The sequence below is a fragment of the Bacillus sp. FSL R9-9497 genome, assembly GCF_038005805.1.
GTDB lineage: Bacteria > Bacillota > Bacilli > Bacillales > Bacillaceae_G > Bacillus_A > Bacillus_A cereus.
Genome location: NZ_JBBOTY010000001.1, coordinates 2275723 through 2293444, shown reverse-complemented (window position 1 = coordinate 2293444; position 17722 = coordinate 2275723). Strand labels below are relative to the sequence as shown.

Below are 17722 nucleotides of genomic sequence, written 5' to 3'. Positions count from 1 at the left end.
ATACTAAATTTTCCGTATATATATTATCAATTTACACTCACCCATGTCGATGTTACATTAAAGATGAAGATTGTTTCTTCTTTACAGACCATCTCAATATGTATTTGAGGAACATCTCCAATCCTATACGCGAGAGCAATACTATATTGACACTCAATTGAGTGTCTTTTTTTATATTCAAAAAATAAAAATCAGACTACTTTATATACTAATCCATTCACATACCCTATGTGGTTTAAAACTTTTAAGAGGAAACCTTCTAACAATAGGTTTCCTTCCATATCATATTAAATAAGAAGCAGGTTAAATACGGAGGTGATTTTGATTAAGACTACTTTAATTTCTCATTTTTACAATGAAGAATATTTACTTCCATGGTGGTTAATGCACCATACAAAGCTATTTGATCATGGCATTCTTATTAATCGTGGATCCACTGATCGTTCAGTTGAAATCTGTAAAACATTCGCTCCTAATTGGGAAATACGAAACTCAAAATCACTCGAATTTGATGCTTATTTAGTTGATCAAGAAGTTATGGAAATTGAAAGAGAAATTACAGGATGGAAAATGGTATTGAATACGACAGAATTCCTGTGCTGTTATAATAAAGAACAATTTTTTAAATCACTTAGCACTATGGGCGGCAATATGTTTTCAATAAGAATGATTATGATGATTGATGAACCGACTTATGGCTACACTAATCCAAGATATAGTTCTCCGCTTGTTAAACAACGTTATCACGGCATAATAATTCAACCTAATCCAAATCAACTATATCTTAACGGTAGATTAATTCACAATAATTCGCACGGGAACTATAGAGTCGGGAGACATGGTTCGCATTATCCTTATAGCATTTACATGGAACCTGCTTTTATTTTTAAATTTTTTTACAGTCCATGGAACGATCCAATGAAAAAACGAAAATTACAAATTGGGCCGACTCTTTCTCAACATAGTGTACGACGTGGATTAGGTTCTCATCACTTAACAACAATTGAAAAATTAGAAAAAAAATACAAATACTATGCAACCTTAACTACGGATCTCCGGTTATTCCCAGAATACCAAATTATATTTCCTGATCTTTGTCCTTAATGTCATGAATATTTAGTTTCGACATCTATCCGTTTTTTATTAACATACCAACTCCAACTAAATACTTTTCTCTAGTAGAAATCTGAGCTAGAACTCTTGCTGCACGCAAATTCCTCTTATTTAATCTCGTATCACTAGCCTATAATCTTTCATACCATTTCATTCAGCACTTGATGTTGGATCAGAAATAAAAAATGGTAATTCATTTGGAAAATTTTCAAATTCAGATTATATACCTTCTAAAACAAAGAATTCAAACAATAGAACCTAAACTAATGTTTTAAGTTATGGCTTTATTTTTTTTTATTATTCACTTTAAAATCTTTTTATAATAATATTGAAAAATACGGTATAATATAAATTACTGTTCTTTAGGAGGATTACAATGGCTGATAAGTATAAATTTTTCATTCTCATTGTTACCGCATTTTTTTCATTCTTTTCTTTAATAAAAGATTTTCGCAACACTTCAAAAAGTTTCTTTTGGGGTAGTTTTATCATTCTTACAAGCTTCATGATACTATTAATACATGCTCTAGATTTAACTCAAATACTTTTTTATCCAAAGCAAATTGCGCTTGAATTTATTACAATACCACGGAAATTATTTTTACCATCTGTCACTGAGGCCGCCAGTCTCCCTCCAACACTAAGATAATAATTTGATTAAGAGCTCTTTCTAAAAGAGCTCTCTTTTTTTACATAAACATACCATATACAAAATCCAACCTTAACCACTTAATTACTTATAAGAACCTAACTTATAAAACGCATAATAATTATACTTATTTACTAGTATACAAGCCGTATCTCTTAGTAGAAGCACAGCATATTATACGATACAGGACAAAACTTTCAAAACACTTGTCCGAGTTAATTTTCAAAAAGGGGTGAACATAAATGCCTATCGTTAAACCTTTTATAGCTGGAAGACGATTTGTAAGCACAGCAGCAACAGGAACTGCTGCTGGAGCAGATTTAACTTTTGCTAACACAGACTTCACTGATGACACTGGTGCTGTAACAACATTCCCTGCTTCTTATGCCTTTTTAACACTTTATATTAATGGTGTTATTCAAACAGGTGATACTATTACTGGTGTGACTACTACAGCTGCTACTATTGTAGGAGGAGCAGTCCTAGATGGAGGCACTCCTATCGCAATTGAATTTACTATAACGTAACTTTAGTTGTCTTTTTAGAGGTTTCATTAAAAGAAACCTCTAATTTTAAAAATTTACATCAATTTTAGTAGCAACTACATAATACAAGTGCATATACTAAATAGAATAATAAAAATTTATACTCACTCTCAAAAAGAGCACTTATCTATAGTGATCTTTTATATAGCACAATATTTTTTCGCCTATTTGCTCTTGGAGAACCTACTAAGCAGTTAGCTAAATTAGCTAACTGCTTTTTCGATATTGTATTTATTATTCATAGCTTTATCCATAATAGTAACGCTTGTGCACTATCTACTATAAATTTTCATATATTGTATTATGCTTGTCCAAAACGTGAAGTTAATACTCACGAAATCTAAATACAAGAAAGGAGTGAAAATATGCGCTCATCCATTCGTAAATTCACTAATTTTAATTGTGAAGCACAAGCACCTAGTACACTACCTGCCCTAGGTTTTGCCTTCAATGCTACTTCACCTCAATTTGCAACATTATTTACACCACTACTATTACCTAGTACAGGCCCAAATCCTAACATTACTGTCCCTGTAATCAATGATACAATTAGTACTGGAACTGGTATTAAAATTCAAGTAGCTGGTATTTATCAAATTAGCTATACATTAACGATTAGTCTTGATAACGTTCCAGTAGCCCCAGAAGCAGCACGCTTTTTCTTGACATTAAATTCATCGACTAATGTTATTGCAGGATCCGGAACCGCAGTCCGTTCTAATATTATCGGAACTGGTGAAGTCGATGTATCAAGTGGTGTCATTCTAATTAACTTAAACCCAGGTGATTTAATTCAAATTGTCCCCGTTGAAGTAATAGGTACAGTAGATATTCGTTCTGCAGCGTTAACGGTTGCGCAAATTCGTTAATAAAGTGAAGCTTTAATCATTGGGGTTTAGTTCATCCTCCATGATTATTAGCCCTCACCAATTGGGTTGCCCGTTAATGCGGGATAAAAACAAAAGACTTGGCTAACTAACATTTAATGTTCCTTATACACACTAAAATATATTTTTATAGATTTGACACACATTTATATCAAACAAGCATATTTTATTGTATGTTGACTATATAGTCATACAAATCTAAAGCGTTCATAAAAGCACACTTATATGTGTGCTTTATTTTTAATTAAAACCTACAACATTCTCAAACAATATCCATATATTATCTTGATTCCTCTCTAAATATATAGTTTGTCTCAGAGCGCTTTTAACAGCCCTCTTTTTATTTAATTTTAAAGTTCGATTTTATGCTTTACGTTATACACATGCTATACTACTTTTGAAACAAGATATACATCTAAAGACTGCAAGTGAACACTTCTGTCATAAAGATATGTTCATAATATTAAATCGCTATTCACATGTTTTACCTGGAATGCAGGCGGATGCTGTTAAACTATGTATTGAAAGACCATTAGAATAATATTTACAAATATAAAAAAATGCGGTTTCTCCTCTCAAGAGAAACCGCAACATATCAATGCTTTTACTATATTTTAAACTGGCTCGTATACAAATCAAAGTAGAATCCTTTATCTTCCATGAGAGATTCATGATTCCCTCTTTCTAAAATTCTCCCATCCTTTATAACAAGGATTTGATCTGCTTTTTCAATTGTTTTAAGTCGATGAGCAATCACAAAACTTGTGCGACCTCTCATTAAATTATTTAGTCCTGCTTGTATTTGTAATTCTGTTCTTGTGTCAATATTAGATGTCGCTTCATCTAGAATTAATATATCTGCATCTGCTAAAATTGCTCGTGCAATCGCAAGAAGTTGTTTTTGCCCTTGACTTAAATTCGATCCTTCTGAAGCAATTTCTGTTTCATATTGATTTGGCAAATGCTTAATAAAAGAATGTGCAGATGCTGCCTTAGCTGCAGTGATAACTTCTTCATCAGTAGCATCTAAGCGTCCATAACGGATATTATCCATAATCGAACCAGCAAATAAATACGTATCCTGTAAAACTACTCCTATTTTACTTCGTAAAGAATTAATATCATAATCTTTTATATCTTTTTCATCAATATGAATTTGTCCTTGCTGTATATCGTAAAAGCGAGTTAACAAATTAATGATTGTTGTTTTCCCTGATCCAGTCGGACCAACTAAAGCAATTGTCTCTCCTGGCTGCGCTTTAAGACTCACTTCTTTTAAAATCGTTTTATTCTCTGCATAGCCAAATGAAACATTCTCAAGTGCAACATGCCCTTGTAAATTTTGTACAACAAATGCGTCTTTTTTATTTTGAATTTCTGGTACCTCATCCATAATCTCAAAAACACGTTCTCCACCAGCAACTGCCGCTTGAATTGTATTCATTAAAGTCGCAAATTGACTTAACGGTCTTGAGAATTGACGAGAATAATTAATAAAAGCCGCAATAACACCTACTGTTGTCATTCCGTTTAAGACCATAACTGATCCAGTCCCAATGACAAGCCCCATACCTAAGTTATTAATAAAGTTCATACTTGGAAAAATAAAAGCTGAAAATGTATCAGCCTTCGTAGCTGAAACTCTTAGCTGTTCATTAATTTTATTGAAATTTTGTACAGTTTCTTTTTCTTTTCCGTACAACGTCGTAACATCCGCACCTGTAATTGCTTCCTCAATAAATCCATTTAATTCACCTAAATCTTTTTGACGCTTCGCAAAGTTTTTACCACTATATGCAACTAGTTTTTTTGTAACGTAAAACATAATAGGTACTGTAATTAAAGTTACAATTGCTAAAATCCAATTTAAGGCGAACATCGCAATCGTTACACCTATAAAAGTTAACGCTGATGAAATAATTTGTACAACACTTTGTGTCAAAGCTTGGTTCAAATTATCTATATCATTTGTCACACGGCTCATTAAATCACCTTGAGAACGCACATCAAAGAACCGTAAAGAAAGCGTTTGGATTTTCTCAAAAATATCTTGTCGTATTTTTTGAATTGTTTTTAATGCAACGTTAATCATGACAAATGTTTGTAACCATGTTAAAAGTACAGTTACACCGTAAATCGCGATAAGTAACATACACATTCTTGCTGTACCACTTAAATCTTTCGGTACAATATATTGATCTATAATGACTCCCATAAAATAGGGACCTAATAATCCAAGTAAAGTAGTAACAACGACTAGAAATATAACAAACATTAGAGCAGCTTTTTGATAGCCCATATAGTTCCATATCCGCATTACAGTTCCTTGGGCATTTTTAGCTTTTCCCATCTTTGGCGTATTTCGTCCACCTTTATTAGCAAATTGTCCTTGAAAATTACGCATGTTCTTCCCCACCTTCTTTATGCAAATTACCACCTTGGGAAAGATAAATTTCCTGATAAACCTCACTTCGTTCTAACAATTGTTCATGTGTACCATTGCCAACTAATTCACCATTATCTAATACAAGTATTTTATCCGCATCCATTATGGAAGAAATTTTGGACGCGATTAATAAAGTCGTTGTGCCTTTATATTTTGTTTTTAAAGCTGTTTGAATAGTAGCCTCTGATTTTGCATCAACTGCTGATGTAGAATCATCTAATATGAGAATCGGTGGTTTTCTCACAAGTGCTCTTGCAATTGATACACGTTGTTTTTGTCCACCTGATAGATTTGTCGCACCTTGTGTTAAATTATATTGATAAGATTCTTCCAGCTTATTAATAAACTCAGTCGCACAAGCTGATGCAGCTGCTACTTCCAGCTCATCATGTGTTGCATTTTCTTTACCATAACGTAAATTCTCTTCTATACTACCTGAGAACAACAAAGCCTTCTGAGGTACAAACCCTATTGAAGCACGGAGTTTTTGCAAATCATATGTTTTAACATCTATTCCATCTATACATATTTCACCTTGATCCACATCATATAGACGTGGTAACAGTTTCGCTAAGATAGATTTACCACTTCCAGTTGATCCAATAATCCCTACTTTTTCACCTTTTTGTATGCTAAACGAAATATCTTTTAAAACGTATTCATTATTTTTCGTATAGCTATAACTAACATTTTTAAATTCGATATTCCCCTCGATTTTCTCAGGTTCGATTGCATTCGCTTCGCTTATAATATCAACCTCGGTATTTAACACTTGCTGTACACGATCCGCAGATGGAAAAGCTCGCGCAATTTGAATAAATACCATGCTAATCGACATAAGTGACATTAAAATGATATTCAAGTAATTAATAAATGCCAAAATCGCTCCTACTTGAAGCGTTCCATTGAATACTTTTTCTCCACCAATCCATAATGTTGCGACAATCCCGCCACTTACAACTAGCATAATGATTGGCATCATTAAAGAAATAAGTTGCACAGCTCGAATATTTATCTTCGTTAAATTTGTATTTACACTTCCAAATTGAGCGATTTCATATTTTTGTCTTACATACGCTTTTATAACACGTACACCAGATAAATTTTCTTGTAACTTTGTATTCACTTTGTCCAATGCCTCTTGCACCTTTTTAAATGTACCACTTGCTTTACTTGCAATTAAAATAATCGCAAGTAATAAAATCGGAACAACTACAAGTAATATTGGAAATAACTCTCTTGCTGTTACAAAAACAATAATTATACTTCCCATAAATAACAGCGGACCACGAACGAGAACACGTAATGTCATTGTCATTGCTGATTGAATGGAAGTGATATCATTCGTCACGATCGTTAATAATTTACCTGTTCCAAATGAATCACGATTATTACTAGAAAATGTTTCTATTTTCGCAAACACATCTTTTCGTATGTCTGTAGCGAAATTAACAGCTGCTTTTGTAGAATACATCATACACCCAAGCCCTCCAACTAAACCGAGTGCTGCTGCTCCTATCATAAGAAGCCCCATTTTTATTACATAATTTAAATCCCGATTTGCAATCCCAACATCAATGATATGTTGCATAATAGTCGGTTGAATTAAGTCCATCGCAACCTCAAGTACCATAAATAGCGGTCCAATAATAGCGAAGAACATGTATGGTTTTAAATACTGTAATAACTTACGAAATGATTTCATACATAATCTCCTTTTCCCATAAAATTACCACTGAATAATTCATATCCCTCCTTATTTAATTGATATTTTTTGTAATTTCTTCATTACTTTTATTATATTATGCAAATTAATATTTAACATTATTAAATGATAAGTATTAATGACTTTCTAGTCAATAAATGTGCTTTATATTATGTAAATACAAAAACCGCATTCTTAATGAAAAGAATACGGTTTTTTTCATCTATATTTCTTCAATTGTAAAATTTAAAAACTCAGTCTCAAATCCCTTATTTTTAGAAGGACTACACGTGTAAAAACCTATTTTAATAGGCTCATTTCCTATATCCTCCATTAAATGAGCGATTCTTATTTGTTCCCATTGATGGCTCTTTTTCACATATATTGTATAATCACCGCGTTTTCGAATAATTCGAAAACGAAGTTGTTGCTTAGCTGCTTCAGTTGGATAATCTTGCGTTGACCAGTCAGAATATCCATTATTCGTTACGACAGCACCTAAGTGAGATGGCCCTTCAGGGATATATTCTAAAGATGTTTTTAGCCAACAGTTCTCCGAAATCATAACAAAAAGACCTGCTTGATCGAATTTTGAATTTGGATTCATACGTAACTGAACTTCAGCTTGAAAGTCTGTCATCATCTCATTATAAAATACATGACCATTCATGACTTCAAAACCATAATGTGTTTTAAGCCAAAAATCGGTTTCTGCTTTCGAACGGACAATAAACGCATGATTATCATTAATTTTATAGTATTCAGGTACATTCATTATAGTGAGTTGCTCAATACGTTCTGGTATATACGATATATTCATAGCTCCTCCATAATAAAGCATTTATATAGACATTTAAAACTCCGCTAATACTGGAAATTTATAACCTTTAAAATCTAACTCTTTATCACTTCGAACCATTAAATACTTGCTAGACTGTAATTCTGTAAACTGTACATCCTCAATCCCTAATTGATCCGGAGAAAAATAAAATTCGATTTCCGTAAACCTTTCATTGATTTCTCCACATAATTCATCTAAAACCGGAAGTACTGGCGCAAATACTCCAAATAATTTCAACTTTTCATTGTCTACTTCATAAACGATTAAAGCATCTAGTTTCTCTGAATAATACAATTTCTCATTCCATTCCGAATCATACATATTCAAATAAAATGAAGGATGGAAGTTTAAAGTTGAAAAACTATTTGAAAGTCTTTGGCTACTATCAATAGTTTCATGTATTAACTGTCTATTCTCTATATTATAGAAATCTAACTTTTTAAGTAGTGAATCGTTATTATTAATATTTTTATCATATGGTATAGTCATCAAATATTCCTGCACAACTTTAAATCCAAATGCTGTATATAGTTCAGGTTTTTCCGTAAACAATAATGCACATTCACATTTCTTATCGATTTCTTCTATCATTTTACTCATTAATTGTGTCATTAGCCCTTGTCTACGGAAATTAGGGTGTGTCATTACTGATTGAATACCCGCCGCATTTATTTTTTCACCATTAATTAATAATGGGAGTGAAAATGCCGCAACATTTGCAATCACTTTATCTTCTTGTAAAAATGATAAAGCTTTATATGTATCATCCCAATATCCTTTATCCGAAAAATCATTCAATGTTTGAGTTGTAATTCCCAACACTTCTTCAAATAAAGGAAATAACTGCTCTCTTTTCGGTTCTTCTATTAGAAGACTTGCCAATTTTTCAACATTCCCCATGTTGTACCTCCAAATGTTAAATTCCATTAAATTAGATATACTTATATGACCTACTCTTAAAAATAGAGGTCTTACCAATCAATATACTATCATAAAACATAAAAAAAAAGTCTAATTAATTTTATGTTTCGACTATTTGAAAATAAGTCGAATAAAAAAATATTAAGATTTCTGGATATTAATTAGTTTATTTTATAAAAATAGCGCTTTCTAATTAGCTTTTACTAATAGAAATACACTATTTATAATAAAATATTTTTATTCTTTTATCCCTTCAAGTCTTTCCTTCGTATTAATTTCTTCTCCACTTATACGCTTTTCAAAAGACTTTCTCCAACTATTTGAAAGTGCATTTACTTCTAATATCCTTTTTACCCCTTCAATATTTTGTTTTTCCTTATGCATGATACGGTTAGCGAATGCTACTGAAACACCTTTTGGATCAGACTGTAGTCTTTTTAAGGTGTCGACTGATGATACCCATCCTTCTTTTAATACACGAAAATAAAATCCTGTATATCCTGTTTCTTGAAAATATAGTGGTAACTTTGGAATATTATATTTTTTTGCTAATTTAAAACAAGGTTGCCTTGGTTGTGTTACCTGTACGATTGCCTGTCCTAGCTCAAACGTATCACCAATACAAACATCCTCTTCGCTCATACCACTAACTGTTATATTTTCTCCGAAAGCCCCATATACAAGATCTTGATTCAATTCTTTTTCCCAGTATGGATAGTGATCACCAGTATAAACACAAACTGCTTTATCTACTCCTCCATGATGAACTAAGTCAGCTTGTCCATCCCCATTAAATTTTACAAAGGATAAATATACCGGTTCCTTTACTTGTTTCTTATTTATGCCTGTATGAACTACCTTTCCGCCGTATATAACCTCTTTTGGTAACCCTATATTTAAAGATAATAATTGATATTCATTAGCCATTCTATTTCCTCCTTTAAAGGTGTTACATGTATTTTCTCTCAATTAATTTTTACAACCCTCTCTGTTATATAAAGATGATTATAAAACCTCTAAAATCATTGTTCAATTCAATTATTTATATAATAATGATAGGTATAACCTATTATTATACTTGAGGTGATTCCAATCGAATTACGACAACTTGAATACTTTTTAGCTGTTTCAAAAGAATTACATTTCACAAAAGCAGCTGAGAAATTAAATATTTCACAGCCTTCTCTAAGTCAACAAATACGTGCATTAGAGCATGAACTAGGAATGCCACTTTTCGATCGAATTGGTAAAAAAATATCTTTAACTGAAGCAGGAAAGATTTTATTATCACATAGTAAAACCATTTTTCATGAAGTTGAACAAGCTCGTTCAGCTATTCAAGACCTAAACGGATTACAGCAAGGTTCCTTAACAATAGGGGCTTTGTTAACCGTCGTAAATTATTTACTACCACTAACTATTTTAAATTTCAATAATTTATATCCCAATATAGAGCTTTCTGTATTAGGGCTTCGCACAGGAGATATCCGTGAAAAATTATTACAAAACGAACTAGATATTGGAATTACATTTCTCCCGGTGCAAGATAAAGAGATTATCTCTATCCCTCTATACAAAAGCGATCTTACATTAGTCGTGCCCACTGGTCATCGATTAGCTGAACGTAATCATGTATCTATTGCTGAATTACAGAACTATCCTTTAATTCTTTTACCTAAAAATTTCTTTTTAACCGAACTAATTACATCTCATTGTCAAAAATTCAACTTTAAACCAAGACCAATTTTAGAAATTAGCACGATGGAATCTTTAATCCAAATGGTTTCCAAAGGAATGGGAATTACAGTGTTACCCAAACCATATATAGACTTTTTACAAAATAATAACATTCAAGCTATTAAAATAGAAAACCCTACTCCAACAATTGAAATAGGGTTAATTTATAGAAAAGATAAATATATGTGTGCTGCAACTCAAGAATTTATTGAACAACTAAAAAGCACAGTAAGTTCTTTCCAAAACTAAAAAAAGAGATTATCCTATGAAACCGTTTCACAACGATCTAGTAGAATAATCTCTTTTCAAAACAAAGTAAACATTATATTAAACTCTTATAGATTTTAATGTACCTTTTTAGATATTGGAATATATTTAGTAAAATATGCACCAACTAGCAATAATACAATTGAAAATAACCAAGTAAAAGCACCGCCAAAGTGAAACCAATATGCAAACATATTTAAAATTGCGAGTGAAAAGAAGCAAATAGAAGTTAACGCACTTTTCAATCCTTTTATCCCAGATTTTTTTCTCTTTTGATAAGCAATATACATCGCAATAACAAGAAAAAAGATAAGAACAAATGGTAACATAACTTTTAGCATTGGTAATCCCTCCTGTATAAACGCACTCTTTACACTACCATATTATACCACATAGTACTAAAGAACTTTTATTCATTCCTGTTGTTTTTCACTATCTTTCCTTCACATCAGACCTCATCAAAACTCTCAACTAATGATTATTTGCTAACTGATAATTGCCTTGTTAAGATTATGGTAATAATAGAGTTCCAAAATAAAGTGATTTGACATCCGATAAACAAAAACAATACATTGTCCCCACTTATAAGCAATCATCTAATTCATGAAACTAAGAAACTTATTTATCAAAGCAAAAGGAGAATTTATGTATGAGCAATTGCAAACCAATTGATGAATTAACTATTGAAGACCTAAAACAAAACCCCATTTTGGAATGGGCAATAGATGAAGAGGAAAACGAAGAACATGACGAAACATGGGTAAAACTAGCAGCAACTACTAATTTTACAGAGGAGTTAAACGGTTCAATCGTACTAGGCGAACTATTCTTACATAATGGTAAAAAATCCCCTATGATGTGTGAAATTGACATTGAAAATAACGAGGCAGTAATTCGTTCTGTTGTTTATTATAACGAAGTAGAAAATGAGTATATTGCTATAGAAGATATTGTGAAAACGGTCGAAATGCCGTTATCGATTATTATTAACCTAACAATTCATGCAGAATCCAAAACCTTACGCTTCACTGCACATAAAGTAGATATTTATAAAAATTCAATAACGACTAATTTAAATTAAAGTTGGGCGAAATAAAGAAAACAATTATTAAATAAAGTGAAGCTTTAATCAGTAGGGGTCTTACTGCCCAGCAAATAGCGGGATAAAAACCGGAAAATCATTATCGATTCCCCGGTTTTTCAAACTAGATTAAAGTATTCCCTTTTCTACTAAAGTCTCTGCGATTTGAACTGAATTCCAAGCCGCACCTTTTAATAGGTTATCGGAAACAATCCAGAGGTGGAATCCGTTTGGCATATCAGGATCTTTACGTATTCTTCCGACAAATGTATCTATTTTCCCTTCTGCATATAATGGCATTGGATACAGCTGTTTACTAGGGTTATCCTGCAAAATAACACCTGGTGCATCCATTAATACTTCCTTAATTTCCGCAACGGTTGCTTCTTTTTCCAGTTCTATATAAACCGATTCTGAATGTCCTGATACAACTGGAACACGTACACAAGTAGCTGCCATTTTCAGGTTTTCATCTTCTAATATTTTCTTCGTTTCTTGAATCATTTTTACTTCTTCAAAAGTAAAATCATTGTCTGTAAATATATCTACTTGAGGCAGTACATTAAACGCTATTGGGTAATGTTTTTTATCTTTTTTCGCCGGTAATATATTACTTTTCACTTCTTCACCAGCAAGCATAGACTTAGCCTGCTCTTGTAATTCATGAATCGCATGAATGCCAGAACCCGATACAGCTTGATATGTTGAAACGATAATTCTTTCTAAACCGAATGATTTTCGAATCGGCTGAAGTGCTGTTACCATCTGTAATGCTGAACAATTTGGAACTGCAATGATACCTTTATGCTGCTTTAAAGTATGCGCATTCACTTCCGGAACAACGAGCGGTACACCTTGTGCCATTCGGTACTCACTTGTGTTATCAATTACAATCGCACCACTAGAAACTGCATGAGTTACAAATTGTCTAGATACTTCTCCCCCAGCGCTAAAAAAGGCAATATCTACACCTTCAAAGCTAGTTGTTTTTGCCTCTTTTATAATTATCTCTCGTCCTTTGAATCTTACTTTCTTACCAGCGGATCGTTTTGACGAAAGCAATGTAACTTCAACTATATTAAACTTCATTTCATTCTCTAACAGTTCAATAATTTTTTGCCCTACCGCACCTGTAGCCCCAACAACAGCTACATGATAGCCCTTTTTTTTCATCTTTTCTCCTCCAATATCACCTAAATGAATATTTCTACAATTTCATTTTATACAGAATTTAATCATTTGGAAAATTAAAATACATGATATAATCATTCACAAATCATGATAATAAAAGAGGGATCGCTTATGGAAATGAGACATGTTAAAACATTTTGCGCCATTGTGAAGTATGGTAATTTTTCTAAGGCTGCGCATGCGCTAGGTTATGCGCAATCTACTGTTACAGCACATATGAAAGCTTTAGAGAACGATTTACATATTCCTCTTTTCGATCGGTTAGGGAAAAAAGTGCTACTTACAAAAGCAGGTCATCAATTTCATCCTTATGCATTAGAATTACTTTCAATATATGAAAAAGCGCGAGAAATCCCCCAAAATAAAGATTATTTAGAAGGTACATTAAGTATTACATCTAATGAATCATTAGCGGTATACCAATTACCACAATTATTACGTACTTACAAACAGAAAAATCCAAAAGTAAATATCGTACTTGAAACAAACACAAATGAACAAGCATTACAAAAATTACGTGAAGGAGAAACAGACGTTGTCTTCATAATTGGAGAAAGTATAGAACATAATGATTTTATTACGCGTACTTTTAGTAATGAAACATTTGGATGGATTTTACCAGCTTATTCCTCTGCGCATACAAATCCATTCCAGTTATTACAAGACACCCAGTTCATTTTTACAGAACAAAGCTGCGGCTATAGGCCAATGGTAGATCGTTTTTTATGTCAAATTGGAAATATTCCAGCTAAAACATTTGAAACTTCCAATGTTGAAGTCATTAAACAATCCGTTATGTGTGAGTTAGGCATTTCAATTCTTCCTTATATCGTTGTACAAGAAAGTTGCCAAAAAGGACAACTATGTTTTCAACCTATCGAAACTCCAACAGTTATTCAAAGTTATGTAATCTATCATAAATCTAGATGGATTTCCCCGGTATTACAATCGTTCCTTTCCTTACTTGAACGAGACTAAAATATTAAGACGTACATAGAAAAAGAGTAATTGCCTAATAAGCAATTACTCTCTTTCATTAATTAGTATACTATTTATTAGTCTGTCCCCCACCTGCAATTAATTTACTACCTGAATATGTACCTTTGTTCATAAACACTTGATTAATTAATTCTTTTTGCTCAGCTTCCGACATTACTCCTTTTCCTTCTCCTAAATTCCCACTTTGTAATTTCCAAATCTTATTGTGATCCCCATCAACTTTTTCATATTTTCCTTGTTTCCATCGTTCTAAAATTTCTACATATGTACTTCCCTGTACAAGATCATTACTCTTTACAATATCAATTAAGCTTTCAATCCGCTCTTGTGTAATAAAAATATAGCCCCACTTTTGATCAGCTTTCGCTTTTTGATGTGCCATTTCATGTAATGCTGTCTGTATGTTCTCATCTGTCCATTTAAAATTTTTATTAAAACCACTATTCGGCAATGAATAATTTCCATTTTCTAAAAGCTTTGCATCTTCTGCTTTTACGTTACTATCAGCTAATACTTCTACTGCTGGAGCAGCTGGTGATACCTTTTTCGCAGCTGGTTTACTATTATTTAAATAATGCAGCATACCATATGTTAAACCTACTCCGATTACCGCCATACCAGCTAGAATACCGATTATTTTAAATAGTGTTTTCATCGCGCTTGTTTCCTCCCAAATTTCTCTGTTCTGACTACCTAATTATTTCTTATATAAAAACTGTTACTTCATTCAAAATATCGCATCCCCTATCATATTATTTATATATACTTCCTCATATTGTATTTCTTTTCCTTTGAAATTAAAAGATTATTCTGTTAAATAATGAAAATATTCTACAAATTTTTCCTTTATATTTATAAAGAAACAAAAAAACAACGATTGCGTTCTACAACACTCGTTGTTTTTACTTTATGCACGATTTTCTTTTAACCACTTCGTAATAACATCTAACTTCGAAACATCAAAACGTCTTTCTTCACACACGTTCAATTTTTTTGAGTTTTTCACTATTTCTAATTCATTATTTCTTACACTTTTCGCCTCAATTAATTTACAATACCCATCTGTAACAGTATTTAAATTTTCATAATAACGTTGAAACGATTTTGATATATGTAAATGTTTTTCGAAGTTTCTTCTTCTTTTCGTCTCATCAGATACTTTCCGCTTTCTAAGTTCTTCATCGTTCGTATATAAATAAAAATATTGATCTGGAAAACCAATTTCCCTATTTATCATCTTTTCTTTATAAAAATTTTCTATTAAAGATAATGGCTGATTAAATATATCAAAATGAAAACACCAATTATAACTAAGTGGCTGATATATATCGCCATCGAGTATTACTAATTCATATTGCTTTGACTTCTGAACAGCTATATTCCAGCGCTCAACTTGTTTTTCAAAATACCATGTTCTATGTTCATTTTTTGGCCTTTCAAATAAAGAATTCACTTCAGGTATTATATAAGCACCATAATTCTTTTCTAATTCACGGCACGTGGTACTTTTACCAACAGCGCTTGCTCCCTCAAATGCTATTATCCCCATAGTTTCTTCCTCTTTCATTAACTAAAATTTCGTTGTTTCACTTTTCTTCCCCATAACTTTCTCCATAAAACAATTGAAGCAATAGTGAGCATGATTGTTGTAATGATACTACCTTCAATTCCGAACGTGCCTCCATGCAATGTTTCTGGTCCATTTGTTATAGACTTAAAAATTGGAGTAGAATATACAGTTGTGCCACTAACTGCAAAACCATATACATTATATTGAGCCCAGTTCCAAATTGAGTGCCATGCACATATTCCCCACAGACCGTCTTCTTTCAATACATATAAAGCTGCGAAAACACCCACTAATATTATATTCGATATAGATAATATTGTAATTCCCGGATTAAGTAGATGAAGAAATCCAAATAAAAATGAAGTTACAATTATTCCAACCCATATACGACTTCTAACAGAAAGAACCGGGAATAACCAACCTCGTACAATAATTTCTTCCGTTGCCCCTTGTATTAAAAAGGCAACTAGAGATCCTACTATTCCTACTATCACTGTTGAGGTAATATGTTGTACTTGCAATTTCACACTCCCCATTAATAATAGTAAAATAACTGGCGTTGAAATAAATAAAAACCCTATTAACGCACCTTTTAAATACTTTCTCATCCATTTCTCTTTCCAAAAGCCAATGGATGAAAAAGGTCTTTTTTCTACAAAACGAACCCATATAAATAAAATAAATATAGCTCCGCCAAACGTTAACACCATTCTAACATTGTCATAAATACCTTTCATGAATATCGTTTCAGCTTTCGGTAAAAATAACATAAATAACATAAAAAGTTCGCCTAAAGTCAAAAATATAATGGCTAATATTACAGCAAAGACTGGATGGACCTTTTTTCTCCCTGCTTTTGCTGCTTCAATTATTAAAAATGAATTATTTTTCACTTTCTTTTCTCCTTTTATAATATTTAACTACCAACAGTAAACAACCATATTTTACCACAAAAAATACATTATTAATATTTACTCTAAGTTTTTCTTACATGATTTTGCATAAATCCAAATTAGGAATAATATATAAATAAAAGAGGTGCCTTTGTGCCTTTACTATTATCACCCAGATTACTCAGTGGCATTACCAGCACTTGCTATTTCCCACCATTTGTTGTAAGATAGTAATTAAGGTCAATTTAACACTATATTTTCTTTGCATATTATCAAGTATCAATCAGGGACAGTTTGTACCCCTTATGGGTTTTTGATAATATGTGAAATTTTATTTTCATTCAAATAAGGCCGATCATATTGTAATTTTTCTACTTTTAGGAGGCATTACCATGACATTAACAGGTAAAGTAAAATGGTTTAACAGCGAAAAAGGTTTCGGTTTCATCGAAGTTGCAGACGGTAACGATGTATTCGTTCACTTCTCAGCTATCACTGGTGACGGCTTCAAGTCTCTTGACGAAGGTCAAGAAGTTAGCTTTGAAGTTGAAGAAGGTAACCGCGGACCTCAAGCTAAAAACGTTGTAAAGCTATAATTCAAACAATAAAAAGGTTGTTACCAGCAAGGTTAACAACCTTTTTAATATATAACTAAAATTTTTTACATAAAAGGAGTGGTTACATGTATCGCAATCGAAAGAACGATGTAGCAGAAGTACCACCAGAACAAACCCCTGTTTGGGAATGTGAATCAGAGGATTGTTTAGGATGGATGAGAAAGAACTTTTCATTTGAAGAAGAGCCTAAATGCCCTTTATGTAAAAGTAGCATGAAAAGCGGAGAACGTTTATTACCTAAATTAGGTTAATTTATAATA

At 32.2% G+C, this 17722-nt stretch carries 19 protein-coding genes; 9 read left to right on the top strand and 10 right to left on the bottom strand.

The genetic code is table 11. The features are described from left to right. The first annotated feature begins 321 nt into the window (after positions 1-321). The 4 genes from MKY21_RS11930 (at position 322) to exsF (ending at position 3176) form a co-directional block, all read left to right on the top strand. Positions 322-1104 (top strand): glycosyltransferase family 2 protein, encoded by a 783-nt coding sequence (locus MKY21_RS11930; protein ID WP_000598287.1) that lies wholly within the window; start codon positions 322-324, stop codon positions 1102-1104. 385 nt (positions 1105-1489) lie between these two features. Further along, positions 1490-1762 (top strand): hypothetical protein, encoded by a 273-nt coding sequence (locus MKY21_RS11925; RefSeq protein ID WP_000774116.1) that lies wholly within the window; start codon positions 1490-1492, stop codon positions 1760-1762. 242 nt (positions 1763-2004) lie between these two features. Next, positions 2005-2289 carry a DUF4183 domain-containing protein gene (locus MKY21_RS11920; RefSeq protein WP_001123247.1) on the top strand — a complete coding sequence of 95 codons (285 nt, stop codon included), beginning with the start codon at positions 2005-2007 and terminating at the stop codon, positions 2287-2289. A 383-nt stretch (positions 2290-2672) separates the two neighbouring features. Next, on the top strand, positions 2673-3176 hold the full coding sequence (gene exsF, locus MKY21_RS11915; protein WP_001257881.1) for an exosporium protein ExsF: 504 nt from the start codon (positions 2673-2675) through the stop codon (positions 3174-3176). Between the two features lie 625 nt (positions 3177-3801). Here the strand turns inward: exsF and MKY21_RS11910 are convergent. From MKY21_RS11910 to MKY21_RS11890, 5 genes are all read right to left on the bottom strand, one after another. Continuing rightward, a complete protein-coding gene (locus tag MKY21_RS11910) occupies positions 3802-5598 on the bottom strand; it encodes an ABC transporter ATP-binding protein (RefSeq protein WP_016117906.1) in 1797 nt (598 codons plus the stop codon). Then, a complete protein-coding gene (locus MKY21_RS11905) occupies positions 5591-7345 on the bottom strand; it encodes an ABC transporter ATP-binding protein (protein ID WP_341076318.1) in 1755 nt (584 codons plus the stop codon). The genes MKY21_RS11910 and MKY21_RS11905 overlap by 8 nt, the downstream gene beginning before the upstream one ends. Before the next feature lie 223 nt (positions 7346-7568). After that, complete coding sequence (locus MKY21_RS11900; protein ID WP_016109944.1) at positions 7569-8165, bottom strand: DUF1349 domain-containing protein; 597 nt, start codon at positions 8163-8165, stop codon at positions 7569-7571. 33 nt (positions 8166-8198) lie between these two features. Beyond that, on the bottom strand, positions 8199-9086 hold the full coding sequence (locus tag MKY21_RS11895; RefSeq protein WP_044797081.1) for a GNAT family N-acetyltransferase: 888 nt from the start codon (positions 9084-9086) through the stop codon (positions 8199-8201). Between the two features lie 258 nt (positions 9087-9344). Beyond that, entirely contained in the window at positions 9345-10034 is a 690-nt protein-coding gene (locus MKY21_RS11890) for an MOSC domain-containing protein (protein ID WP_086392405.1), read from the bottom strand. 156 nt (positions 10035-10190) lie between these two features. Here MKY21_RS11890 and MKY21_RS11885 point away from each other — a divergent pair, with 156 nt between their 5' ends. Continuing rightward, positions 10191-11093 carry a LysR family transcriptional regulator gene (locus MKY21_RS11885; protein ID WP_016117902.1) on the top strand — a complete coding sequence of 301 codons (903 nt, stop codon included), beginning with the start codon at positions 10191-10193 and terminating at the stop codon, positions 11091-11093. Positions 11094-11188: 95 nt separating this feature from the next. Here MKY21_RS11885 and MKY21_RS11880 read toward each other — a convergent pair whose 3' ends face one another. Beyond that, positions 11189-11452: a hypothetical protein gene (locus MKY21_RS11880; protein WP_000921858.1), complete on the bottom strand. Its 264-nt coding sequence runs from the start codon at positions 11450-11452 to the stop codon at positions 11189-11191. A 308-nt stretch (positions 11453-11760) separates the two neighbouring features. Between MKY21_RS11880 and MKY21_RS11875 the strand changes: the two genes are divergently transcribed. Then, positions 11761-12192, top strand: coding sequence for a hypothetical protein (locus MKY21_RS11875; protein ID WP_341076311.1), 432 nt, complete (start codon positions 11761-11763; stop codon positions 12190-12192). Between the two features lie 129 nt (positions 12193-12321). Here MKY21_RS11875 and MKY21_RS11870 read toward each other — a convergent pair whose 3' ends face one another. Continuing rightward, positions 12322-13365: an aspartate-semialdehyde dehydrogenase gene (locus MKY21_RS11870; protein ID WP_016117900.1), complete on the bottom strand. Its 1044-nt coding sequence runs from the start codon at positions 13363-13365 to the stop codon at positions 12322-12324. A gap of 129 nt (positions 13366-13494) precedes the next feature. Here MKY21_RS11870 and MKY21_RS11865 point away from each other — a divergent pair, with 129 nt between their 5' ends. Continuing rightward, complete coding sequence (locus MKY21_RS11865) at positions 13495-14361, top strand: LysR family transcriptional regulator (protein ID WP_098782340.1); 867 nt, start codon at positions 13495-13497, stop codon at positions 14359-14361. A 70-nt stretch (positions 14362-14431) separates the two neighbouring features. Here the strand turns inward: MKY21_RS11865 and MKY21_RS11860 are convergent, their stop codons facing one another. The 3 genes from MKY21_RS11860 to MKY21_RS11850 all read right to left on the bottom strand — a co-directional run bounded on the left by MKY21_RS11860 (position 14432) and on the right by MKY21_RS11850 (position 16845). Further along, entirely contained in the window at positions 14432-15037 is a 606-nt protein-coding gene (locus tag MKY21_RS11860) for a PRK06770 family protein (RefSeq protein ID WP_137070653.1), read from the bottom strand. Between the two features lie 252 nt (positions 15038-15289). Then, entirely contained in the window at positions 15290-15949 is a 660-nt protein-coding gene (locus MKY21_RS11855; RefSeq protein WP_000656807.1) for an AAA family ATPase, read from the bottom strand. Beyond that, on the bottom strand, positions 15949-16845 hold the full coding sequence (locus MKY21_RS11850) for a CPBP family intramembrane glutamic endopeptidase (protein ID WP_016117898.1): 897 nt from the start codon (positions 16843-16845) through the stop codon (positions 15949-15951). Before MKY21_RS11850 ends, MKY21_RS11855 begins: the two co-directional genes overlap by 1 nt. A 392-nt stretch (positions 16846-17237) precedes the next feature. Between MKY21_RS11850 and cspD the strand changes: the two genes are divergently transcribed. Next, entirely contained in the window at positions 17238-17441 is a 204-nt protein-coding gene (cspD, locus tag MKY21_RS11845; protein WP_000176366.1) for a cold-shock protein CspD, read from the top strand. Between the two features lie 86 nt (positions 17442-17527). Beyond that, the gene (locus tag MKY21_RS11840; protein WP_000286203.1) at positions 17528-17713 is read left to right on the top strand and encodes a cold-shock protein; all 186 of its coding nucleotides are present in this window, start codon (positions 17528-17530) and stop codon (positions 17711-17713) included. Positions 17714-17722: the final 9 nt, after the last annotated feature.